This window comes from Burkholderia sp. SCN-KJ, assembly GCF_024656005.1.
In the GTDB taxonomy this organism is placed as follows: Bacteria; Pseudomonadota; Gammaproteobacteria; order Burkholderiales; family Burkholderiaceae; genus Burkholderia.
In genome coordinates this window covers 131,432-154,689 of sequence record NZ_JANKOG010000005.1, presented here as the reverse complement: position 1 = coordinate 154,689, position 23,258 = coordinate 131,432, and the positions used below count along the sequence as shown (strand labels likewise).

Genomic DNA, 23,258 nt, shown 5'->3' with positions numbered 1-23,258 from the left:
CATGCCGGTCGGGCGGCGCAACGCCCGCTCCGGCCGATCGGAATTTCGTGAGGAGACTACATGGATAGCAGCAGCAACACCGCACTGTTCGACGCCGACATCTGGCGCGGCAAGACCTTCACCGGCCGCTGGAACGCAAGCCCGCACACGGCCAACGTGATCGAACCCGCAACGGGCAACACACTCGGCCGCATCGGTCTCGCGGATGCCGGGACAATCGCCGACGCATCGGCCGCCGCCCATCGCGCGCAGCCCGCCTGGTTCGCCCTGCCCTACGACGAACGCGCAGCGGTCCTGCGTCGCGCGGCAACCGTCGCCGAAACGCACTTCGATGCGATCGTCGACTGGCTCGTGCGCGAAAGCGGCTCGACGCGCGCGAAGGCGTCGTTCGAAACCTCCGTCACGATCAAGGCGCTGCACGAAGCAGCCGGACTGCCGTCGCGCGCGGCCGGCGAAGTGCTGCCGTCGGCGGCCGGCCGGCTGTCGCTCGCGCGCCGCCGCCCGCGCGGCGTGGTCGGCGTGATCTCGCCGTTCAACTTCCCGCTGTACCTCGCGATGCGCGCGGTCGCACCGGCGCTCGCGCTCGGCAACGCAGTCGTGCTGAAACCCGATCCGCGCACGGCCGTATGCGGCGGCGTCGCGCTCGCGCGCGTGTTCGAGCTCGCCGGCCTGCCCGAAGGCGTGCTGCACGTGCTGCCCGGCGACGGCGCGGCCGGTGCGGCGCTGGTCGCCGATCCGCACGTCGCGATGATCCAGTTCACCGGCTCGACCGCGGCCGGGCGCAAGGTCGGCGAAGCGGCGGGCCGCCACCTGAAAAAGGTGTCGCTCGAACTCGGCGGCAAGAACTCGCTGATGGTGCTCGACGACGCCGATCTCGACCGCGCCGTCGCCAATACCGCATGGGGCGCGTATCTGCATCAAGGCCAGATCTGCATGGCGACCGGCCGCGTGCTCGTGCAGCGCGCGATTCACGACCGCTTCGTCGCGAAGCTCGTCGAGAAGGCCCAAAGCCTGCGCGTCGGCGACCCCGCGACCGCGGACGTCGGCCTCGGCCCGCTGATCAACGCCGCGCAGCGCGATCATGCGGCGAGCGTGGTCGACGCGGCCCGTCGGGCCGGCGCACGCGTCGAGACGGGCGGCGGCCATCGCGACCTGTTCTTCGAGCCGACCGTGCTGAGCGGCGTCGCGCCGGGCAATCCGGCATTCGACGAGGAGATCTTCGGGCCGGTCGCGATCGTCGTGCCGTTCGATACGGACGACGAGGCGATCGCGCTCGCGAACCGGACAGAATACGGGCTGTCGATGGCGATCCTGTCCGCCGACGTCGGTCGCGCGCTCAGGATCGGTGAGCGCTTGAACACCGGGCTGCTGCACATCAACGACCAGACGGTCAACGACGAAGTGATCAACCCGTTCGGCGGCGTGGGCGCATCGGGCAACGGCTCGAGCATCGGCGGCAGCGCGAACTGGGAAGAATTCACGCAGTGGCAGTGGCTGACGATCAAGGGTGAAGCGCCGCTTTACCCGCTTTGACGAGGAGACCGACCATGTACACCGAAAACGATACGCGCGCCGTCACCGCGGCCGTCGCACGTGCCGCCGGCGCGCCCTTCTCGATCGAATCCGCCCGGATCCGGGCGCCGCGCGGCGACGAGGTGCTGGTGCGCGTCGTCGCGACGGGCCTGTGCCACACCGACCTGATCGTGCGCGACCAGTACTACCCGGTGCCGCTGCCGGCGGTGCTCGGTCATGAAGGCGCCGGCGTGGTCGAGGCGGTCGGCCCGAACGTGAAGACGCTCGCCGCGGGCGACCACGTCGTGCTCACCTACGGCGCGTGCGGCCACTGCGCGTCGTGCGTCGGCGGTCACGGCGCGTATTGCCGGCAGTTCTTCGGGCTGAACTTCGGCGGCGCCGACACCGACGGACAAACCGCGATCCGCGACGCAGCCGGGCAACCGCTGCACGATCATTTCTTCGCGCAGTCGTCGTTGGCGAGCTACGCGCTCGCCCGCGAGAACAACGCGATCAAGGTGCCGACGCAGGCGCCGCTCGAACTGCTCGGGCCGCTCGGTTGCGGGATCCAGACCGGCGCGGGGGCGGTGATCAATTCGCTCGCGGTACGCACGGGCAGCTGCTTCGCGAGCTTCGGTGCCGGCGCGGTCGGCATGAGTGCCGTGATGGCCGCGCGCGTCGCGGGCGCCACCACCATCATCGCCGTCGACATCGTGCCGTCGCGGCTCGCGCTGGCGCTGGAGCTCGGCGCGACGCACGCGATCAACAGCAAGGAAGTCGACGTCGTCGACGCGATCCGCGAGATCACCGGCGGTGGCGTCGACGACGCGCTCGAGTCGACCGGATTGCCGGCCGTGCTGTCGCAAGGGATCGATGCGCTCGGCTCGCGCGGCACGATGGGCGTGGTCGGCGCGCCGAAGCTCGGCACCAAGGCCGAGTTCGACGTGAACAGCCTGCTGCTCGGCGGCCACACGATCCGCGGCATCGTCGAAGGCGACAGCGTGCCGCAGACGTTCATTCCGCAGCTCGTGCAGCTGTATCTGCAAGGACGGTTTCCGTTCGACCGGCTGGTGAAGTTCTATCCGCTCGACCAGATCAACCAGGCGGCGGAAGACAGCAGCAAAGGCATCACGCTCAAGCCGATCCTGCGTTTGCCGCATTGAGCGCGGGGGGCGCCGCCGGCCATCGGTGGCCATCGTGGCTATCGGGCTGCGATCGGACTGCGATCGGCGGCGCCCCTGTCGGGAAAATACCGCGCTTCGGGCGCCGGGCTATATTACGCATTCGCGCGACACGCCGGGCCGCCACGCCCGGCCCCGGACACTCGACCCCCAAATGGAGCGCAGCGTGAAGACGGCCCCCGAATCCCTTGCACGGCCGGTCGACCTCGACCGGCTCCGCGCCCGCTTCGCGGCGGGCGAGCCGCTGCCGGAAACGGCATTGCCGGCCAGCGTCGCGCGCTCGTGGCTGCGTTCGCGCGACGCCGGGCTCCGGCCGTGGCAAACCGCCCGCTACGAAATGCAGCGCGAGTTCGACGAACCGCGCGCGGACCGGCGGCTGCTACGCTGCGTCGCGCAGGAGATCGAGCAGCTGTGGGCCGCGTTCGGCGGCAGCGAGTGGACGATCTTCTGCGTCAATCCGCGCGGCACGATCATCCATGCGCGGCGCAGCCCGCAATGCGACGACACGCTGCTGACACCGATCGTCGCCGGCCGCCGGATCGTCGAACCGAACATCGGCACGACCGCGCCGAGCTGCGTGATTCACGACGGCACGGAGGCCGTCGTTGCGGGCGCGCAGCACTATCTCGACGAGTTTTCGCGGGTGTTCTGTCTCGCGGTGCCGCTGGTCGGCTTCGACGGCGAAGTGATCGGCGCGCTCGACATCACCGGCATCGGCCGGCGCAACGTCATGCAGCTGCGCGAGCAGTTCCGGCATGCGGCGTTGTCCGCCGAGCAGCGGCTGTATGCGATGCTGCGCGACTGCCATCTGCTGCAGGTGCAATACGATCCGCGCTGGCTCGGCACGCCGCTCGCTGGGGTCGTCGCGCTCGACGAAGCGGGCCGCGTGCGCGCGGTGAGCCGGCTCGCGCGCCAGATGCTCGACCTCGCGCCCGAAGGGCCGGTCGCGCCGGTCGATCTCCGCCAACTGTTTCCCGGTGCGACGCCCGCGCAACAGCGCCGCCTGCTGACGCCGGCGCGCACGCCGCAACGGATCGCGCGGGACGATGGTAGCCACGTATGGGTGCGCACGGTGCGTGCGCCGCTCGATCGGGGGACGATGGCGCGCGACGCCGATGTGCTCGAAGAAGCCGCCGACGTGTGCAATGCGGCGCCGGCCGCCAGCCCTCAGGCGAGCCTGCACGAACAGTCGCTCGACGCGATCCGCCGGGCGCTCGGCGAGCACGATGGCAATGTGTCGGCGGCCGCGCGGCAGCTCGGTATTTCACGCACGACGCTTTATGCGAAGCTCAGGCGGCTCGATGCGGCGGGGCTCAGGACTGGCGGGCCGCATCGCGTAGACCAAAATGAAGTCGCCCCCGTTTGCGAAGTGAAGATGTCACTCCGTCGGTCGTCGTTGACCAAGAAATGCGGAACCCTCGGGAATTCGTGAGGTTGCACGTCGCGCATTAAGGTTGTCGCTGAGCACGGTATCGCGAAGACGCGCGGGCAGCGGGCACACTGTTCGTGACTCGCGGACAAGACTGCTCGATCCCCGCGGTCGGAAACACCGTCGGTTCCGGGTCCTCGCCGGCGTCGTCCGGTCCGCGCCGCGCCGGGCGGCTCCGTCGCGTCGTTATCAAAACTGCGCCGTCACCTGGAACCCGAGCGTTACCCGGGCCGTTGGAAAACCGGACGGCTTGTAGATCGGCGTTCCTGCGAACAGGTCATAGCCGAATCCCCCGAAGCGCGTCCCGACGCTGCCCTTGACGCCGATCACCGCGCCGGCAAGCTGCGTTCCGACTAGCGCGACCGGCTGCGTGCCCCACACGCGGCCATAGTCCAGCCCGGCGTAAATCGCTTGGCCCGTTTGGCCGATCGGCATTTGCAACTCGTTGCGCCAATACAGGCCACGTGCTGCCGCCAACATCGTTTCACCGTCGAAACCGCGCACCGTGTAGCGGCTACCGATGGTCAAGTCATCGATGTAATACAGCGTATTGCCCGTGTACTGGCCGTGAATGCTCGTCACGTAGCGGAACGGCTGCTTGGCGATCGCAAACGGAACCGACAGATTCGCATCCACCACCGCCATCTTGTAGCGGTAGGTCGGGCCACCACCGGCCGCGAGTATGTCGTCCCGCGCGCCGAGGCCGCCGACACCCTGGCGATAAGCGAGCGTGCCGTCGAACTGTGCGCCATCGAAGTAGTGACGATCGGTCAGGCCGAATTCGATGACGGTTGTGTTGCGGCGTTGCTGCGTGATTTCCGTATCTTCGATGAAGCTTTCGCCGAAGCGACGCGACAGGCGGACATACCCACCGAACACATCGTTCTGACTGCGCAGCAGCACGCGCGCCAATTTGAAATCCAGCGTCTTCGAATTGCCGCTCGCGACGAACGTCTGGTTCACGCCGGCAATCTGTTGATAGTAGGTGTTCGTGTACGCCGCAACCGTGGCGGTCCAGTAGCCCCACGGAATCGAATAGAAGCCGTTCCAGCCGTGCGACCCGAGGCGCTTGTCGCCGAATTCGAGGTCTTGACTGACGCCGACGTTGAACACGTCGTTCAGGCCCAAAGGGTTATCGATGCCAATCGACAGATTGCCCTGCAGTTTGCCTGTCGCGCGCGTGCCTGAATTGTCGATCGATGCGACGACGGTCCACGGTTTGCCGCGCTTCACGTCCAGCACCACATCACTTTGGCCCGGTTGGTCAGCGGGAACGATTTGCATCGATACGTCCTGGCTGCTGACGCGCTTCATTTGCTCCAGACCTTGCTCAAGGTCGCGCAGGTTCAGCACTTCGCCGTCACCGGTCGGGAACGCAGTCTTCCACGTGCCGCGCAATTTCTCGTCGGCGAAGCGGACGTGCCGAATCACGCCCGGAATCAACGCAAGCTTCAGCGTGCCGGTCGCCAACTCCTGTTCCGGCAGCAACACGCGCGTCGTGATGTAGCCGCGCGCCAAGATTTCCCGAGACAACGCCTTGACGATCGTATCGACGCCTTGCTTACCGACACACTGGCCCGCGTAGTGGCCGAGCCATTCGCGCGCGAAGGCGAAGCGATCCATCGGCAGCGCGGACGCACCGGCCGACTTCGCGGCATCGGGAAACGAATCCGGCACGTCGAGCGCAAAGCGGTCAATACGGCAACACGGCTGTTCGCTCGGCAACGTCGGATAAGTTTCGACGCGCGGCACTTCCGATCGCACGGAACGGACACGAAGCGCGGCGTCGCGCTGCTGCGCGTCGCGTTGCTGCTGCGCCTGTCGATCCTGTTCCGCGTTCACACGTGCGGCGGCAGCTCGATCTTCTGCGGTGGGTGCCTGCTGTGCGTGAACCCCGAGCGATAACAAGGCCGTGATCTGTAACACCGTCAGCCGCTTAACAATTGTTATTATTAAATCACTTATATTTGATCGGCAATCTTGATTGCCGATCAGTCAAATATATACTTCTTAATCAACAATCCCGCGAAAATCATCCAAAATGCAGCCACAACAATCCAGTAATTTCTACGGGAACTCTTGCTCATTTTGGACCATGTCTCTTCGTCCGGACCACCTGGCGCGACCATATAAATTCCTATTTCTTCGGGTTATTCAAAGGGACGGCATGACTAAATGGCGAGACGCCAAAGGAGATTTTCCCAGGCGACGCGATTCCAAGCTCAAGCGCAGTGCTTCCGCCATAGGAATGTGTTATCGCAATAAATGCATTCACATCAAACGGCGTCGGTACGGACAAATATGCCTGAGTTGCGTCGCCGGTCATAAACGAATTAGTTGAGGTAGCGTCATGGGCGCCCCATATCCATCCCAACGTCCCGACAATACCAGGCATCGTCGTAATCGAACGAGGATTAGCTTGGGTGACCCCTCCAGATACGTATGTTGTGCTGCGCGCCACAACCGCGCGATTTTCCGCTCACGCATCGCAGCATCAGGGAACGCATGGAGGCAGATCGGCGTGCACGTGCGGCGCCACGCGAAATCATGCATGCCAAGCACGCGAGCCTGAAGTCGGACAACGATCGAGTTTGAGGCTGAAGGCGTCCAGCGGGCGCGGCATCGTGACCGGCCGCATCGCGTGCCGGTAAGCATCCTGTGTATTGACGCGGCCGCAGCGATCAGCGCAACGCGCCGGCGGCACGATCGCCGCCCCCGCCGCTCCAGCGGCGGCTACGCCAACGCCCGCCGCTCATGCAGCCGCAACGCGGCCCAGGCAATCCCGGCCGAGAAGATCCCGACCACGCCGCCGAACGTGCCGATCCACGGCAGGCCGAAATCCCCGGCGATATGGTTGCCGAGCAACGCACCGGCACCGATCCCGACGTTGTACAGCCCGGAAAAGATCGACACCGCGAGATCGGTCGCCTCCGGCGCCAGCTTCAGCACCCACGCCTGCATCGCGAGCCCGAAGCAGACGATCGCCCCGCCCCACACCAGCGTGTGAACCGACAGCGTGACGATGTTCAGCGCGCTCGGGAACAGGATCAGCAGACAGGCCGACAGCGCGATGATCGACGCAAGCAAAAAATCGGCCGGCCGTTCCGGAAACACGCGATTGAAGCAGAGCGCGGCCGGCATGCCGGCCACGCCGAACAGGATCAGCACGTAGGTAATCCGGCTGCTGCTCGCATGATTGACGCTCTGCACGAACGGCTCGATGTACGTGTACGACGTGAAGTGCGCGGATACGACCAGCACGGTGATCGCATACAGCGCCACGAGCGCCGGCTTCCTGAGAAACGCGCCAATGCTGGAAAGCGATCCGGCGCCCTGGCTCGGCAGCACCGGCAGCGTCATGCGCAGCATCAGCAGCGCGACGGCCGCCGCGCCGCCAATCACGAGGAACGTCACGCGCCAGCCGAGCGCCTCGCCGATCACGCGCCCGAGCGGAATGCCGGCGACCATCGCGATCGCCGTGCCCATCGCGAGCAGGCTGAGCGCGCGGCTTTTCCGGTCGCTCGGCGCGAGCCGCACGGCCAGCGGAACGGAAATCGACCAGAACACCGCGTGCGCGCACGCGATGCCGAGCCGGCCGATCATCAGCACCGTGAAATTCCATGCGACGCCGGTCACGACATGGCTGCCGACGAACACCAGCAGCGCACAGCTCAGCAGCTTGCGGCGCTCGACGTGGCGCGTGACGAACGTGAGCGGCAGCGACACGACAGCGACGGCCCACGCGTAAATCGTCAGCATCAGGCCGACGTCGGTCGGCGGCATCCGCAGGCTGTCGCCGATCGCGCTCAGCAGCGCGACAGGCACGAACTCGGTGGTATTGAAGATGAAGGCAGCAAGGGCCAGGGCCAGGACGCCCCACCACGACTGCTCGGAACTGACGGCGTCCGGGGTTGCCATACGGGAATTCGACGAAGGTTGGGGGCGCGTGCGGCGCGGGCAGCCGGCCCGGCGCATCGGCGCGATTGTACCAGCGGCACATGACATGCCGCGGCGGGCCGCGCCGCCGGGACATGGCGATGACACGGCCGCGCGCCGATAATGCGTCGAAGGACATTTCACGGACGATTTGCCCGAACGTCATCGGGCCGGGAGATTCACATGCGCATTGAAACGTCGTTTCTGTTCGATCTCGACGGCACGCTCGTCGACAGCGTCTATCAGCACGTGCTCGCGTGGAAGGAAGCGCTCGATGCCGAAGGCATCGAGCTGTCGGTATGGCGCATCCACCGCAAGATCGGGATGAGCGGCGGCCTGTTCCTGAACCAGCTGCTGCGCGAGACGGCCGGCGACATCGACGCCGAGCGCGTCGAGCGGCTCGCGCGGCTGCACGCGGCCGCGTACCAGCGGCTGCGCGCACAGGTACGGCCGCTGCCGGGCGCGCGCGAGCTGCTGGCCGCGCTGTCGAACGCGGGCATCCGCTGGGCGATCGCGACCAGCGGGCGGATGGAAACGGCCGCCATCAACCTCGAGGCGCTCGGTGTCGATCCGGCGAAGAACGTGGTCGTCACGCGCGACCAGGTCAAGTATGCGAAGCCGGATCCCGACCTGTTCCTGACGGCCGCCGCGAAGCTGAACGTGCCGATCGAGCACACGGTGGTGGTCGGCGACAGCATCTGGGACATGCTCGCCGCGAGCCGCTGCCGCGCGCTGGGCGTCGGGCTGCTGTCGGGCGGTTACGGCAGCGACGAGCTGGAACGCGCGGGGGCGCTGCGCGTGTACGACGATCCGGCGGATCTGCTCTGGCATCTCGACGAGATCGCGGCACGGCCATAGACCGGTCGCGTTAGCGGATCCGGTCGCGCGCAGCATTTAAGACGCGTCGCCCGGCGCGCGCGGCGTCGGCATGCAGTCACGAAAGCGCCGAGCCGCGCACACGCGCCCTGTTGATCGAATCGGGTCGGGTCGGTCGAATCGATTCGATTCGATTCGCCCCGAATCAATCGTCATCGACCCGCTTGTCGATCAGATAACGCCCGCGCTCGACGCCCGCGCGCAGCGCCTCCTCCTGCGTCGACCATTCGGAGCCGGCCGGCTCCGGCACGATCAGCTCGATGCGGGCACCGTCGACATAGACCTGCACCTCGTCGCCCCACGCGCCGCGCGCGTTGCGTCGCGCCCATACGCGAATCTCGTGGCCGCGATACGGGTCGCGAACCTGTGCGTCCTGTTGATGTTGCATCCTGGCCTCCTGTACTTATCTGCGATGGCGATGCAAAAAATGCGCGCCGCATGACCGCCGCGCGCGCCGTCGGCCCCGCGCGCACGCGCCGTGCCCGCTATCGGCCACCCCGGCACGTGTCTTGCGTTCGTGCCCGGTATCGAACCGCTCCGGTCCGCCAGACAACAAAGGAGGCCGCGATGATCGGCCATATCGAACTCGTCGGACGCCTGCTGCTCGCCGCGCTGCTCGGCAGCGTGATCGGGCTCGAACGCGAACGGCTGAACTGGGCCGCCGGGTTGCGTACGCACATGCTGGTGTGCGTCGGCTCGGCCCTCGTGATGCTCGTCTCCACCTTCGGCTTCGAGGACGTGCGCGGGCAATACGGCGTCGTGCTCGATCCGTCGCGGGTCGCGGCCCAGGTGGTCTCGGGCATCGGCTTTCTCGGCGCCGGCTCGATCCTGCTGCGCGGCGAAGTCGTGCGCGGGCTGACGACGGCCGCGAGCCTGTGGGCGGTGGCCGGCGTCGGCCTGGCCGCGGGCGGCGGCATGTACGTCGCGTCGATCGGCGCGACGGCGATCGTGCTCGCGATCCTGGCGGGCGTGAAGCCGCTCGAGCGCCGCTTCATCGCGCAGCGGCAGCAGCGCACGCTGCGGCTCGTCGTCGAGCGCGGCGGCCTGACGCTCGGCGTCCTGCACGACACGCTCGGCGCGGGCCGCGTGCGCGTGAAGCGGTTCATCGTCCAGCAGTCCGACGACGATCCGGACACCGACGACATCTCGATATCGTTCTCGCGCACGAGCGGCGCGGAATTTGCGGCGATCTGCGAATCCCTGCAAGGCATCGCCGGCGTGCGGACCTGCAGTCCCGACACCTCGTCAAGGAGTTTCGCGTGACCCAGACCGACCTGCTTTCCTATCTCGTATCGAGCCAGCTGGCCGCGCGCATGCGCGGCGGCACCTGGCTCACCACCAGCCAGGTAGTCGGCGCGCTGCGCGCGTGGCTCGCGTGCCATCACGCCGACTGCGGCTGGCTCGACCGGATCCGGATCGCGAACGCGTCCGCGACGATCGCGCAAGGCATCTACGAAATCGTGGCCGCGTACGGCGAACCCGAGCGCGGCGAACGCGTCCGGCTCGACGCCGGTTCGCCCGAACTGCAGGCGCTGCGCGCACGTTGCGACGCGCTGCTGCAACGCATCGGCGGCGGCGGGGACGTCGACGCCCGATGATCGCGCCGGACCGCATGCCGCGCGCCACCGTCGCGACGGCGGGCCCCGACGACACGGCGGCCGCCGCCTCGCGCACGGCCGAACCGGTGCGACACGGCCTGCTCGAATGCGGACGCAACTGCGACACGATCCGCGGCGCGGACCGCTTCGCGATGCTGGTGGACGGCGCCGCGTATTTCGCGACGCTGCGCGCCGCGCTGCGGCGGGCGCGCCATACGGTGTTCATCGTCGGCTGGGACGTCGACAGCCGGATGCGCCTCGCGCCGGCCGACGCCGCCGGCGACGGCCTGCCCGACACGCTCGGCGCGTTCCTGCACGCGCTCGCGACCGCGCGCCACAACCTGCGCATCTACGTGCTCGCGTGGGACTTCGCGATGATCTACGCGCTGGAGCGCGACTGGCCGCCCGTCTATCGCGCCGCATGGCGCGCGCATCGCGGCATCCGGTTCCGCCTCGACGACACCCATCCGCGCGGCGCGTCGCATCACCAGAAACTCGTCGTGATCGACGACCGGCTCGCGTTCGTCGGCGGGCTCGACCTGACGCGCGAGCGCTGGGATACGCCCGCGCACGCGGCCGACGATCCGCGCCGCCGTGACGCCCGCGGCATGCCGTACGGCCCGTTTCACGACGTGCAGGCGATGTTCGACGGCGACGCGGCCGCCGCGATCGGCGAGCAGGCGCGCACGCGCTGGCGCAATGCATGCGGGCGTCCGATCGCGATCCGCGCGCGGCGCCATCTCGAGCGTGACGAAGACGTCGATCCGTGGCCGCCCGGCGCGCGCGTCGACGTGAGCCACGTGCGGCTCGGCATCGCGTACACGGCGCCGCGCCACCGCGACCGCGAGCCGGTGCAACAGGTGCGCGCGCTCGTCGAGGACACGATTCGCGCCGCGCGGCGCCACCTGTACATCGAGAACCAGTATTTCACCGCGGCCGTGGTGCGCGAAACGTTGTCCGCGCGACTGGCCGACCCGCACGGGCCGGACGTGACGGTCGTGGCGCCCCGCGTGCAGAGCGGCTGGCTGCAGGAAGCGACGATGGGCGTGCTGCGCGCGCGGCTGCACGACACGCTCAAGTCCGCCGACCGCTTCGGCCGCTACCGGCTGCTGTACCCGCATGTCGACGGCCTCGGCGACGCATGCGTGAACGTGCACAGCAAGATCCTCGTCGTCGACGACGAATGCATCGTGATCGGCAGCGCGAACCTGAACAACCGGTCGATGGTGCTCGACACCGAATGCTGCATCGCGCTCGTCGCGGCGGGCGAGCCGCGCATCCGCACCGCGATCGCCGGCCTGCGCGACCGCCTGCTGGCCGAACATCTCGGCACGCCGCCGGCCACCGTCGCCGCTGCGTTCGCGCAAGCCGAGCGGCCGAACGCCGCGCTCGACCGGCTGCGCGCGAAACCGGGCCGCACGCTGCGCGTGCTCGACCCGGTCGTGACGCCGCAGCTCGACGCGTTGGTGCCGGTCAGCGCGCGGCTCGACCCCGAGCAGCCGATCGAGCCGGACCGGTTCGTCCGCGAATTCCTGCCGCGCGAGCAGCATCGCCCGCTGACCGCGCGCTTCCTCGCGCTCGGCGCGGCCGTGCTGCTGATCGCCGCGCTCGCGTTCGCGTGGCGCTTCTCGCCGCTCGGCAAGGCGCTGAACGTCGCGGCGCTCGCGCAGGCGGCGGCCCGCGCCGCGGCGCTGCCGGGCGCGCCCGCCCTGCTGCTGGCCGGCTACGTGGTCGCGGCGACGCTGTCGGTGCCGATCACGCTGCTGATTGCCGCGACGGGGCTCGTGTTCGGCGCGTGGCCGGGCTTCGCTTACGCGGCCGTCGGCACGCTGACGGCCGCCGCCGCGACCTACGGGATCGGCCGCTGGCTCGGGCGCGACGCGGTGCGCCGATTCGCCGGCGCGCGCGCGAACCGGCTCAGCGAACACATCGGCCGGCGCGGCGTGGTTGCGATGGCCGTGCTGCGGCTGTTGCCGATCGCGCCGTTTACGATCGTGAACCTGGTCGCCGGCGCATCGCACATCGGCCTGCGCGACTTCCTGGTCGGCACCGCGATCGGGATGCTGCCGGGCATCTTGCTGACGGTCACGTTCGCGCACCAGCTGACCGCCGCGTTCCGCCATCCGGGCCCCGGCGCATTTGCGTGGCTCGCGGCGATCGGCATCGCGCTGGTCGGCGTGTCGGTGCTGCTCGTCAGGGTGCTGCGACGATGGCGCTGAGCCGGCAGCCGGCCCCGCCGCCGGACATCGTCACGTCGGACGGCGCGCCCGCCGCCGCGCCGGGCGGACGCGACCTGCGCATTGCGACGTACAACATCCGCGGCGGCTACGGTGCGTGGCCCGCGCGCGCGGCCGATCGAATCGCGGCGGTGATCCACGAGCTCGACGCGGACGTGATCGCGCTGCAGGAAGTGCCGCTCGGCGGCGCGCGCGCGCCCGACGTGCTCGCGCACCTGCGCGACGCGACCGGCATGCACGCGGTGGCCGGCCCGACCATCGACACGCCGGAGCGCCGCTACGGCAACGCGGTGCTGTCGCGCTGCCCGATCCGCGCCGCGCGCACGCTCGACCTGTCGTTCCACCCGCGCGAGCCGCGCGGCGCGCTCGATGCGGACATCGACTGCGGCGCCGGCACGCTGCGCGTGGTCGCGACCCATCTCGGGCTGTCGGCGAACGAACGCAGCGCGCAGGTGCAGCGGCTGCTTGCCGCCTTCGACACCGGTGCGATGCCGGTGATCCTGATGGGCGACATCAACGAATGGTTCGTGCGCGGCCGCGCGCTGCAGGCGCTGGTCACGCGGTTCCGCCGCGCGCCGGCGCCGCGCACGTTCCCGACGCTGTACCCGGTGTTCTCGCTCGACCGGATCTGGATCCATCCGGGCGAGTTGCTGGTCGACGTGACCGTGCATCGCAGCATGCTGGCCCGGCGCGCGTCGGATCATTACCCGCTCGTCGCGCGCATGCGTGCGCGCTCCGCGCCCGGCACACCGCCTGCGTGCGACGCACACCGCGCCGACGAAACCTGACGGAGCAAGCCCATGCGAACCGACGAACTCGACGGAACGGCCCTCGACTACTGGTGCGCGCGCGCACTGTGCGCGGACGACGAAAACACGCTGTACTTCACGGCCGTCGAGCCGCAGGTGATCGTGACCGCCGCGTGCGATGCGTTGCGGCGCCTCGACGCGCATTTCGCGCCGTCGGCGTCGTGGGCCGACGCGGGGGCGGTGCTCGATCGCGTCGGCGACCTGCGGATCGCGCGGCGCGGCGACGGCGTCGAATGCGACGCGTGCTTCATCGACGGCCCGTCGACCTGCGCGGCACGCGCGCCCGACGCGCGCACCGCGTTGCTGCGCGCGTTCGTGCGCGCGCGCTTCGGCGACGAGGTCGATACCCCGCCGCCGTTTCCGCACCGGATCGAGCGCGGCGCACCGGTGCGCTACGACCCCGGTGCGCCGCTTCCCGAAACGGACGACGATCCGGCCGCCGGCGACAGTTCGGACATTCGCTCGATTCCGCGCATGTGACGACGCCGGAGGCCCGGGCATGGGCCATGCATGCGATGCAGTGACCCTCCCGCGTTCATGTAAAAAGGACAAGGGGCCGCCCCCGGCATCCCGCCCGCGCGTTGCCGCGCCGGGCGCCGCACCGCAGGCACGCGGGTTGCGGCGCACGACCGTTACCGTTCGCCGCCGCCCGGACCCGCCATCCATGAACGCCACCCCGCCCTTCGCTCCCCACCTCTACTTCTGCGACGCGCGCCTCGTCGGCCCGCTCGACGCGTGGCCCGACACGTTCGCGCACATCGCCGGCATGGGCTTCGATCACGTGCTGATCGGCGGCTTCTGGGCCGCCAGCGTCGCGGGTTTTCCGCGCCACGTCGCCGACTTCCACCGGCCGGCCGCGACGTTCGCGACGCGCGCCGGCGCGCTCGAAACCTTCTCGCGGCTCGCCCAGCTCGCGCACGGCCACGGGCTGCGAGTGCTGCTCGAAGTCGTGCCCGACCGCATCGCGCGCGACAATCCGCTGCGCGCCGAGCATCCGGACTGGTACGCCGAGCGCGCGCACGACGACGCGCTGATCGATCCACGCTGCGGCGCGCATGAACTCGACGTCGCCCATGCGCGGGTCGGCGACGACGCGACGCACGACGCGCTCGCCGCGTGGTGGTGCGCGCATCTCGCCGCGTTCGCGGATGCCGGCGCGGCCGGCTTCCTGATCGACGCGCCGCATCACCTGCCGGCCGCGTGGTGGCCCGGCTGGCGCGCGGCGTTGCGGCGCGCGCGCCCGGACGTCGCGGTGCTGGCCGGCGTGCCCGGCCATGCACGCGACGCGCTCGCGCAACTCGAGGGAGCCGGCTTCGACGCGGTGTTCTCGTCGGTACGCTGGTGGGATCTGCGCTCGCCGTGGTTTGCGGACGAGCACCGGCTGCTGCGCCGCATCGGCTCGCCGATCGCGTTTCCCGACGCCTTCGACGGCCCGCGTCTTGCCGACGACTGGCACGACGCGCCGGACGAGACGCTCGCCCGCGCGTACCACCGCGCGCTGTGGACCGCGGCTGCGCTCGGCACCGGCTGGCTCGTGCCGATGGGCTTCGAGCGCGGCATCGCGCTGCCGCTGATGGTGCGCGATGCGGACGCCGCGCGCTATCGCGCCGCGTTCGACGTCGCGCGCTTCGACCTGTCCGGCGCGATTGCCGACGCGAATGCGTGGCGCCGCGCGACGCCGCTTGCGGCCGGGCGCGGCGAAATCGCGCAACTGAGCGCGCCCGGCGCGGCCGCGACCGCGCTGCTGCGCGGCATGGGCCCGTCGCTCGAGCACGACGACACGGCACTGCTGGTCGCGCTGAATCCCGCTCTCGATGCCGACGCGCCGGTCGATCCGGCGACGATCCTGCCCGGTGTGCCGGGCGGCTTCACGCAGGTCGCGACGCCGGCGGGCACGCACGCGCATCCACCGGTCGCGCTGGCCGCCTTCACGCTCGAACCCGGCGGCTACGCGCTGCTCGACGCGCGGCGCGCGCCGCCCGCGACCACGCGCGCCGGCGCCGCGGACGAGCGCGCCGCGCTGTCCGCCGCGCTCGCGGCCGACCGGATCGCGATCGAACGCGTCGAGCCGGCGGTCGACGGCGGCCGCTTCGCGATCAAGCGCGTGATCGGCGAAACGCTGGTTGTGCACGCATCGATCTTCACCGACGGCCATGCGCATCTCGCGGCCGCGCTGCAGTGGCGCGCGGACGACGAAGAGGACTGGCGCGAAGTGCCGTTCGTCGAGGAACCGAACGACCGCTGGCACGCGCGCATCGCGCTCGACCGGCTCGGCCGCCACGCGTTCCGCGTGATCGCGTGGCGCGACGACTGGGCCTCGCTCGTCACCGACATCGCGAAGAAGCGCGCGGCCGGCCAGGACGTGACGCTGGAGGTGCGCGAGGCGCAGCTGCTGCTCGCGACCGCGCTGAAGCGCGCCGCGCCGGACGGTCCGCACGCGTTCCGGCAGATGGAACGGCTGGCGGCCGACTTCGACGACGCGTCGCACGAACGCCGTCTCGCACTACTCGGCGAACCCGCGCTCGCCGACGCCTACGCGGCGCTGCGCTACCGGCCGTTCGTCACGCACGACGAGACCGTCTACCCGGTCGAGGTCGAGCGTCGCGCCGCACGCTTTTCCAGCTGGTACGAGCTGTTCCCGCGCTCGGCGAGCAACGACCCGCACCGGCACGGCACCTTTGACGACGTGATCGCGCAACTGCCGCGCATTCGCGACATGGGCTTCGACGTGCTGTATTTCCCGCCGATCCACCCGATCGGCACGACCGCGCGCAAGGGCCGCAACAACACGCTGAAGGCCGGCCCCGACGACGTCGGCAGCCCGTACGCGATCGGCTCGCCGGACGGCGGCCACACGGCCGTGCATCCGCAGCTCGGCACGCTCGCGTCGTTCCGCGCGCTGATCGATGCGGCGCGCGCGCAGGGGCTCGAAATCGCGCTGGATTTCGCGATCCAGTGCTCGCCCGACCATCCGTGGCTCGCCGCCCATCCGGGCTGGTTCGCATGGCGGCCCGACGGCTCGCTGCGCTATGCGGAAAATCCGCCGAAGCGCTACCAGGACATCGTGAATCCCGACTTCTATGCGCCCGACGCGCTGCCCGACCTGTGGCTCGCGCTGCGTGACGTGGTGTTGTTCTGGGTCGAAGCCGGCGTGCGGATCTTCCGCGTCGACAACCCGCACACGAAGCCGCTGCCGTTCTGGGCATGGATGATCGCGGACGTGCGCGGCAAGCATCCGGACGTCGTGTTCCTGTCGGAGGCGTTCACGCGGCCCGGGATGATGTACCGGCTCGCGAAGATCGGCTTCTCGCAGTCGTATACGTACTTCACGTGGCGCGAGACGAAGCGCGAATTCATCGACTACCTGACCGAGCTGAGCGCCGGTCCCGCGCGCGAGTTCTTCCGGCCGAACTTCTTCGTGAACACGCCCGACATCAATCCGCGCCACCTGCAGAACGCGCCGCGCTCGCAGTTCGTGATCCGCGCGGCGCTCGCCGCGACGCTCGCCGGCTCGTGGGGCCTGTACTCGGGGTTCGAAATCGGCGAATCGGCACCGCTGCCCGACAGCGAGGAATACGCGGACGCGGAGAAATACGAGCTGCGCGCGCGCGACTGGGCCAAGGCCGCCCACATCGGCGGCGAAGTCGCGCGGCTGAACCGCGCGCGGCGCGAGCATCCGGCGCTGCAGACCCACCTCGGCCTCACGTTCGCCGACGCGGACAACGACCAGGTGCTCGTGTTCGTGAAGGCGACGCCCGCGCACGACAGCGTCGTCGCGGTCGCGATCAGCCTCGACCCGTGGCATCCGCAGGCCGCGAACTTCACGCTCGATGCGTCACTGTGGCGCGGCCTCGGGCTCGTCGACGGCGAACCGCTCGATGCGCTCGAACAGGACGCCGCGCGCGCCGAAACCTGGCGCGGGCATCGCCAGTACGTGTCGCTCGACCCGCACGTGCGGCCCTATGCGATCTGGCGGCTCGCGCCGTCTCCCGGCGCCGCGCGAGCGGCGGCGCCCGACCCGGGCGGTGCCCGGGGCCCTTCCGGAGCACACGCATGATGAAACGCGAAGACTCCCTCGACGACGTGCGGCGCGCGCAGTTCCCGTCGCTCGCCCCGGCCGGCACGCCGCGCCGGCGCCGTGCGCGGCGCCGCGCGCCCGCGCTCTGCGCGGACGATCCGCTGTGGTACAAGGACGCGATCATCTACCAGGTGCACGTGAAGTCGTTCTACGACTCGAACAACGACGGGATCGGCGACTTCCCCGGCCTGATCGCGAAGCTCGACTACATCGCCGAGCTCGGCGTCGACACCATCTGGCTGCTGCCGTTCTACCCGTCGCCACGCCGCGACGACGGCTACGACATCGCCGACTACCGCGACGTGCATCCCGACTACGGCACGCTCGCCGACGTGCGGCGCTTCATCCGCGAAGCGCACGCACGCGGCATCCGCGTGATCGCCGAGCTCGTGATCAACCACACGTCGGACCAGCACCCGTGGTTCCAGCGCGCGCGGCGCGCGAAACCGGGCTCGATGCATCGCGACTACTACGTGTGGTCCGACACCGACACGAAATACGCGGGCACGCGGATCATCTTCCTCGATACCGAAACGTCGAACTGGACCCACGACCCGATCGCCGGCCAGTACTACTGGCACCGCTTCTACTCGCACCAGCCGGACCTCAACTTCGACAACCCGGCCGTGGTGCGCGAGGTGATCCAGGTGATGCGCTTCTGGCTCGACCTCGGCATCGACGGGCTGCGGCTCGACGCGGTGCCGTACCTGGTCGAGCGCGAAGGCACCAACAACGAGAACCTGCCCGAGACGCATGCGATCCTGAAGCGGATCCGCGCGACGATCGACGCCGAGTACCCGAACCGGATGCTGCTCGCGGAGGCGAACCAGTGGCCGGAGGACGTGCAGGAATACTTCGGCAACGAGGACGAATGCCACATGGCGTTCCACTTTCCGCTGATGCCGCGCATCTACATGTCGATCGCGAGCGAGGACCGCTTCCCGATCGTCGACATCATGCGGCAGACGCCGGCGCTCGCACCGAGCAACCAGTGGGCCGTGTTCCTGCGCAATCACGACGAGCTGACGCTCGAGATGGTCACCGATTCGGAGCGCGACCTGCTGTGGCAGACCTATGCGAGCGACCGGCGCGCGCGGATCAATCTCGGCATCCGGCGCCGCCTCGCGCCGCTGATGGAGCGCGACCGGCGCCGCATCGAACTGATCAACTCGCTGCTGCTGTCGATGCCCGGCACGCCGGTGATCTACTACGGCGACGAACTCGGGATGGGCGACAACATCCACCTGGGCGACCGCGACGGCGTGCGCACGCCGATGCAATGGTCGTCCGATCGCAACGGCGGCTTCTCGCGCGCGGACCCGGAACTGCTGGTGCTGCCGCCCGTGATGGGCTCGCTATACGGCTACGACGCGATCAACGTGGAAGCGCAGACGCGCGACCCGCATTCGCTTCTGAACTGGACGCGCCGCATCCTGTCGACGCGCCGCGCGACGCAGTCGTTCGGGCGCGGCACGATCCGCTTCCTGCGCCCGGAGAACCGCAAGGTGCTCGCCTACCTGCGCGAACTCGAAGGCCACGAGACGGTGCTGTGCGTCGCGAACCTGTCGCGCGCGTCGCAGGCCGTCGAACTCGACCTGTCCGAATTCGCGGGCCGCGTGCCGATCGAGATGACGTCGGATTCACCGTTTCCGCCGGTCGGCCAGCTCCCGTATCTCCTCACCTTCCCGCCGTACGGGTTCCTGTGGTTCGTGCTGTCCGAGCATGGCCGCGAGCCGTCGTGGCGGCAGCCGCACGCGCAGCCGCTGCCCGAGTACGTGACGATCGTGATGCGGCGCGGCGACGCGCGGCCGGACGTCGGCCAGCTGCATGCGCTCGCGCACGATGCGCTCGCGTCGTGGCTCGCGCGGCGGCGCTGGTTCGCGTCGAAGGACCGCAAGATCGGCGACGCGTGGCTGAACGTCGTCACGCCGATGCCGGACGAGCCGTTCCAGTACGCGGAAGCATGGGTATCCGCGAGCGACGGCGGGGTCGAACGCTACGTCGTGCCGCTGGCCGCCGCGTGGGGCGGCGAGACGTCGCAGCCGCTGTTCGCGCAGCTCGCGCTCGCGCGCGTGCGGCGCGGCCATACCGTCGGTTACCTGACCGACGCGTTTGCGCTGCCGTCGTTCGCGCGCGGGATGCTGCGCAAGCTGCGCGACGGCGCGACGGTGCCGACTTCCGACGGTGGCCGCCTCGACTTCCTGCCCGAGCAGGCGCTCGCCGCGCTCGATCCCGGCGACGACGCCGAAGTGCGCTGGCTCGCGGCCGAGCAGAGCAACAGCTCGCTCGTGATCGGCGATGCGATCGTGCTGAAGCTGGTGCGCAAGGTCGCGCACGGGATCCATCCGGAAGCGGAGATGAGCCGCCACCTGACGCGGATCGGCTATGCGAACACCGCGACGCTCGCCGGCGAAGTCGTGCACGTCGATCCGGACGGCACGCCGCATACGGTCGCGATCCTGCAGCGCTACGTCGACAACCAGGGCGACGCGTGGACGCGTTCGTTCGACTTCCTGAGACGTGCGGTCGACGAGCTCGCGCTGCCGGCCGTCGACGAAGGCGACGCGACGGAGTCCGGCGAGGAACCGGACGCGCTGCTCGGCTACGCGGCGTTCGCGGGGATCGTCGGCACGCGGCTCGGCCAGTTGCACGTCGCGCTCGCGCAGCCGTCCGACGACCCGGCGTTCGCGCCGGAGCGCGCGACCCCGGCACGCGTCGATCACTGGCGCAGCGATGCGATCGCGTCGTTCGAGCACGCGCTCGACGTGCTGGGCACGCGGCTCGATACGCTGGCCCCCGCCGAGCGGGCCGCCGCGGACACGCTGCTCGCGTCGCGCGACGCGGCCGTGCAGGCGCTCGGCGAACTGGTGCCGCGCACCCTCGACGCGCAATGCACGCGGATCCACGGCGATTTCCATCTCGGCCAGGTGCTCGACGTGCAGGGCGATGCGCTGCTGATCGACTTCGAGGGCGAGCCCGCGCGCCCGCTGGAGCGGCGCCGCGCGAAGTCGCATCCGCTGCGCGACGTGGCCGGCTTCCTGCGCTCGCTGTCGTACGTGAGCGCGGCCGCGCAGTTCGTGATCGAGAAGGCGCCGCCGCAGGCGGCCGGCCGCAAGCGCGCGCTGTTCGACCGCTTCGGGCAGGCCGCCGCCGACCGCTTCGTCGAATGCTATCGCGCGGCCGCCGAGCAGGCGCCCGAACGCTTCGTCGACCCGCGTTATGCCGATCGCCTGCTCGCGTTGTTCCTGATCGACAAGGCGTCGTACGAGCTGTGCTACGAAGCCGCGAACCGCCCCGACTGGCTCGGCGTGCCGGTCGGCGGGCTCGCCGCGCTCGTCGAACGCCTGCTCGACACGCACGGTGAACCCGACGACGGAGGCACCCGATGACCGACACGCTGTTCGACCGCCACGATATCGATGCGCTGCTCGCCGGGCGCCATCCGGACCCGTTCGCGTGCCTCGGCCCGCACGGGGAAGCCGGGCGGACCGTCGTGCGCGCGCTGCTGCCCGGCGCGCGGCGCGTGCGCGCGGTGACGCCCGACGGCGACGAACTCGGCACGCTCGCGTGCGTCGACGAAGCCGGCTGCTTCGCCGGGACGATCGCACGCGACGGCCACTACCGGCTCGCGATCGAGTGGCCCGATACGCGGCAGGTGACCGACGATGCGTATGCGTTCGGCACGCTGCTCGACGACGCGGCGCTCGCGCGCTTCGCGGCCGGCGACCCGGCCGCCGTGCTCGAGTGCCTCGGGGCGACGCCCACGCGCGTCGACGGCATCGACGGCGTGCGCTTCGCGGTATGGGCGCCGAACGCGCTGCGCGTGTCGGTGGTCGGCGACTTCAACACCTGGGACGGCCGCCGTCATCCGATGCGGCTGCGGCGCCCGTGGGGCGTGTGGGAACTGTTCGTGCCGGACATCGGCGCCGGCGAGCACTACAAGTACGAGCTGTGCGCGAGCGACGGCCGCGTGCTGCCGCACAAGGCCGATCCGTGCGCGCGCGCGACCGAAGCGCCGCCGCGCACTGCATCGGTCGTCGCCGACACGGCGGCGCTCGACGCGTTCGCATGGCATGACGACGGCTGGATTCACGCGCGGCCGCATCCGGATCGTCGCTTTCGGGTGCCGTGGTCGATCTACGAGGTGCATCCGGAATCGTGGCAGCGCGTGCCCGAGGAAATGGACCGCAGTTCGACCTGGGACGAACTCGCCGAGCGGCTGATCCCGTACGTGCGCGGCATGGGCTTCACGCACGTCGAGTTCATGCCGATTTCCGAGTACCCGTTCGGCGGCTCGTGGGGCTACCAGCCGCTCGCGCAGTTCGCGCCGTCGGCGCGCTTCGGGCCGGTCGACGGCTTCGCGCGCTTCGTCGACCGCGCGCACGCGGCCGGCATCGGCGTGATCGTCGACTGGGTGCCCGCGCATTTCCCGAACGATCCGCACGGCCTCGCTCAGTTCGACGGCAGCGCGCTGTACGAGCACGCCGATCCGCGCGAGGGCATGCATCCCGACTGGAACACCTGCGTGTTCAACCTCGGGCGCACCGAGGTCGGCGCGTTCCTCGTCGCGTCGGCGCTCGCGTGGGCGCGCCGCTATCACGTCGACGGGATCCGCGTCGACGCGGTCGCGTCGATGCTGTACCGCGACTACTCGCGCCGGGAAGGCGAATGGGTGCCGAACATCCACGGCGGGCGCGAGAACCTCGAAGCGGTCGCGTTCCTGCGCACGCTGAACGACACGCTGCATGGTGCGCTCGCGCCGCCGGGCATCGTCACCTTCGCGGAGGAATCGACCGCGTGGCCGGGCGTCACCGCGGCGACCCGCGACGGCGGGCTCGGCTTCGACTTCAAGTGGAACATGGGCTGGATGCACGACACGCTCGCGTATCTGCGCGAGGATCCGATCCATCGCCGCTATCACCACGACCGGATGACGTTCGGGCTCGTGTATGCGTTCTCCGAGCGCTTCGTGCTGCCGCTGTCGCACGACGAGGTCGTGCACGGCAAGGGTTCGCTCGCCGCGAAGATGCCCGGCGACGCGTGGCAGCGGCTCGCGACGCTGCGCGCGTACTTCGGCTTCATGTGGGCGCATCCGGGCAAGAAGCTGCTGTTCATGGGCAGCGAATTCGCGCAATGGGCCGAGTTCGCGCACGACGCGACGCCGCACTGGGACCTGCTCGACGCGCCCGCGCATCGCGGCGTGCAGCGGCTCGTGCGCGACCTGAACCGCGCGTACGCGGCCGAACCGGCGCTGCATGCGCTCGATTGCGATGCGGCCGGCTTCGCGTGGCTGATCGGCGACGATCGCGACAACAGCGTGTTCGCATTCGCGCGCCGCGACGACACCGGGCGGCTCGTCGTCGCGGTCTGCAACTTCACGCCGGTGCCGCGTGCCGGCTATCGCGTCGGCCTGCCCGCGCCCGGGCAGTGGCGTGAACTGATGAACACCGATGCCGCCGTGTACGGCGGCACGAATGCCGGCAACGACGGGACCGTGTGGACGGAGGAGATCCCCGCACACGGCGTGTCGTGGTCGGCCACCTTGCGCCTGCCGCCGCTCGCGACGCTGTGGCTGAGCCCGGCCTGACACCCGGCGCCCTCG

The 23,258-nt window shown here is 69.8% G+C and carries 16 protein-coding genes; 12 read left to right on the top strand and 4 right to left on the bottom strand.

What is annotated here, in order from left to right; all coding sequences use genetic code 11:
* Window positions 1-60: 60 nt before the first annotated feature.
* From NQV17_RS10650 to NQV17_RS10640, 3 genes are all read left to right on the top strand, one after another.
* Window positions 61-1,533, top strand: coding sequence for a benzaldehyde dehydrogenase (locus tag NQV17_RS10650; protein ID WP_257772098.1), 1,473 nt, complete (start codon window positions 61-63; stop codon window positions 1,531-1,533).
* Between the two features lie 14 nt (window positions 1,534-1,547).
* A complete protein-coding gene (locus tag NQV17_RS10645) occupies window positions 1,548-2,675 on the top strand; it encodes an NAD(P)-dependent alcohol dehydrogenase (protein ID WP_257772096.1) in 1,128 nt (375 codons plus the stop codon).
* Window positions 2,676-2,859: 184 nt separating this feature from the next.
* A complete protein-coding gene (locus NQV17_RS10640) occupies window positions 2,860-4,125 on the top strand; it encodes a helix-turn-helix domain-containing protein (RefSeq protein ID WP_257772094.1) in 1,266 nt (421 codons plus the stop codon).
* Between the two features lie 186 nt (window positions 4,126-4,311).
* Here NQV17_RS10640 and NQV17_RS10635 read toward each other — a convergent pair whose 3' ends face one another.
* From NQV17_RS10635 to NQV17_RS10630, 3 genes are all read right to left on the bottom strand, one after another.
* Window positions 4,312-6,072: a ShlB/FhaC/HecB family hemolysin secretion/activation protein gene (locus tag NQV17_RS10635; RefSeq protein ID WP_257772379.1), complete on the bottom strand. Its 1,761-nt coding sequence runs from the start codon at window positions 6,070-6,072 to the stop codon at window positions 4,312-4,314.
* Window positions 6,073-6,259: 187 nt separating this feature from the next.
* Window positions 6,260-6,583, bottom strand: a complete 324-nt coding sequence (locus tag NQV17_RS38040) for a polymorphic toxin type 22 domain-containing protein (RefSeq protein WP_135801138.1) — start codon at window positions 6,581-6,583, stop codon at window positions 6,260-6,262.
* A gap of 272 nt (window positions 6,584-6,855) precedes the next feature.
* Window positions 6,856-8,040, bottom strand: a complete 1,185-nt coding sequence (locus NQV17_RS10630) for a sugar transporter (RefSeq protein ID WP_044843420.1) — start codon at window positions 8,038-8,040, stop codon at window positions 6,856-6,858.
* Between the two features lie 201 nt (window positions 8,041-8,241).
* On the opposite strand from NQV17_RS10630, the gene NQV17_RS10625 reads away from it, so the two are divergent.
* Complete coding sequence (locus NQV17_RS10625) at window positions 8,242-8,916, top strand: HAD family hydrolase (RefSeq protein ID WP_044843419.1); 675 nt, start codon at window positions 8,242-8,244, stop codon at window positions 8,914-8,916.
* 163 nt (window positions 8,917-9,079) lie between these two features.
* Here the strand turns inward: NQV17_RS10625 and NQV17_RS10620 are convergent, their stop codons facing one another.
* Window positions 9,080-9,322, bottom strand: a complete 243-nt coding sequence (locus NQV17_RS10620; protein WP_044843418.1) for a DUF6566 family protein — start codon at window positions 9,320-9,322, stop codon at window positions 9,080-9,082.
* A 179-nt stretch (window positions 9,323-9,501) separates the two neighbouring features.
* On the opposite strand from NQV17_RS10620, the gene NQV17_RS10615 reads away from it, so the two are divergent.
* The 8 genes from NQV17_RS10615 to glgB all read left to right on the top strand — a co-directional run bounded on the left by NQV17_RS10615 (window position 9,502) and on the right by glgB (window position 23,243).
* Complete coding sequence (locus NQV17_RS10615; RefSeq protein WP_044843417.1) at window positions 9,502-10,197, top strand: MgtC/SapB family protein; 696 nt, start codon at window positions 9,502-9,504, stop codon at window positions 10,195-10,197.
* Window positions 10,194-10,532, top strand: a complete 339-nt coding sequence (locus NQV17_RS10610; RefSeq protein ID WP_257772088.1) for a hypothetical protein — start codon at window positions 10,194-10,196, stop codon at window positions 10,530-10,532. The genes NQV17_RS10615 and NQV17_RS10610 overlap by 4 nt, the downstream gene beginning before the upstream one ends.
* Window positions 10,529-12,751 carry a VTT domain-containing protein gene (locus NQV17_RS10605; protein WP_257772086.1) on the top strand — a complete coding sequence of 741 codons (2,223 nt, stop codon included), beginning with the start codon at window positions 10,529-10,531 and terminating at the stop codon, window positions 12,749-12,751. The genes NQV17_RS10610 and NQV17_RS10605 overlap by 4 nt, the downstream gene beginning before the upstream one ends.
* On the top strand, window positions 12,742-13,557 hold the full coding sequence (locus NQV17_RS10600; RefSeq protein ID WP_257772084.1) for an endonuclease/exonuclease/phosphatase family protein: 816 nt from the start codon (window positions 12,742-12,744) through the stop codon (window positions 13,555-13,557). Before NQV17_RS10605 ends, NQV17_RS10600 begins: the two co-directional genes overlap by 10 nt.
* A 12-nt stretch (window positions 13,558-13,569) precedes the next feature.
* Window positions 13,570-14,058: a phage protein NinX family protein gene (locus NQV17_RS10595; RefSeq protein ID WP_257772082.1), complete on the top strand. Its 489-nt coding sequence runs from the start codon at window positions 13,570-13,572 to the stop codon at window positions 14,056-14,058.
* 184 nt (window positions 14,059-14,242) lie between these two features.
* Complete coding sequence (locus NQV17_RS10590; RefSeq protein ID WP_257772080.1) at window positions 14,243-17,635, top strand: maltotransferase domain-containing protein; 3,393 nt, start codon at window positions 14,243-14,245, stop codon at window positions 17,633-17,635.
* A complete protein-coding gene (gene treS, locus NQV17_RS10585; protein WP_257772378.1) occupies window positions 17,635-21,045 on the top strand; it encodes a maltose alpha-D-glucosyltransferase in 3,411 nt (1,136 codons plus the stop codon). The genes NQV17_RS10590 and treS overlap by 1 nt, the downstream gene beginning before the upstream one ends.
* Window positions 21,042-23,243: a 1,4-alpha-glucan branching protein GlgB gene (gene glgB / locus NQV17_RS10580; RefSeq protein ID WP_257772078.1), complete on the top strand. Its 2,202-nt coding sequence runs from the start codon at window positions 21,042-21,044 to the stop codon at window positions 23,241-23,243. The genes treS and glgB overlap by 4 nt, the downstream gene beginning before the upstream one ends.
* Window positions 23,244-23,258 lie beyond the last annotated feature (15 nt).

Bases quoted from the DNA above. Each gene is read 5' to 3' on its own strand.
- NQV17_RS10650 (WP_257772098.1), top strand. From the start codon at position 61: ATGGATAGCAGCAGCAACACCGCACTGTTCGACGCCGACATCTGGCGC.
- NQV17_RS10645 (WP_257772096.1), top strand. From the start codon at position 1,548: ATGTACACCGAAAACGATACGCGCGCCGTCACCGCGGCCGTCGCACGT.
- NQV17_RS10630 (WP_044843420.1), bottom strand. From the start codon at position 8,040: ATGGCAACCCCGGACGCCGTCAGTTCCGAGCAGTCGTGGTGGGGCGTC.
- NQV17_RS10625 (WP_044843419.1), top strand. From the start codon at position 8,242: ATGCGCATTGAAACGTCGTTTCTGTTCGATCTCGACGGCACGCTCGTC.
- NQV17_RS10620 (WP_044843418.1), bottom strand. From the start codon at position 9,322: ATGCAACATCAACAGGACGCACAGGTTCGCGACCCGTATCGCGGCCAC.
- NQV17_RS10615 (WP_044843417.1), top strand. From the start codon at position 9,502: ATGATCGGCCATATCGAACTCGTCGGACGCCTGCTGCTCGCCGCGCTG.
- NQV17_RS10605 (WP_257772086.1), top strand. From the start codon at position 10,529: ATGATCGCGCCGGACCGCATGCCGCGCGCCACCGTCGCGACGGCGGGC.
- NQV17_RS10600 (WP_257772084.1), top strand. From the start codon at position 12,742: ATGGCGCTGAGCCGGCAGCCGGCCCCGCCGCCGGACATCGTCACGTCG.
- NQV17_RS10595 (WP_257772082.1), top strand. From the start codon at position 13,570: ATGCGAACCGACGAACTCGACGGAACGGCCCTCGACTACTGGTGCGCG.
- NQV17_RS10590 (WP_257772080.1), top strand. From the start codon at position 14,243: ATGAACGCCACCCCGCCCTTCGCTCCCCACCTCTACTTCTGCGACGCG.
- treS (WP_257772378.1), top strand. From the start codon at position 17,635: ATGAAACGCGAAGACTCCCTCGACGACGTGCGGCGCGCGCAGTTCCCG.
- glgB (WP_257772078.1), top strand. From the start codon at position 21,042: ATGACCGACACGCTGTTCGACCGCCACGATATCGATGCGCTGCTCGCC.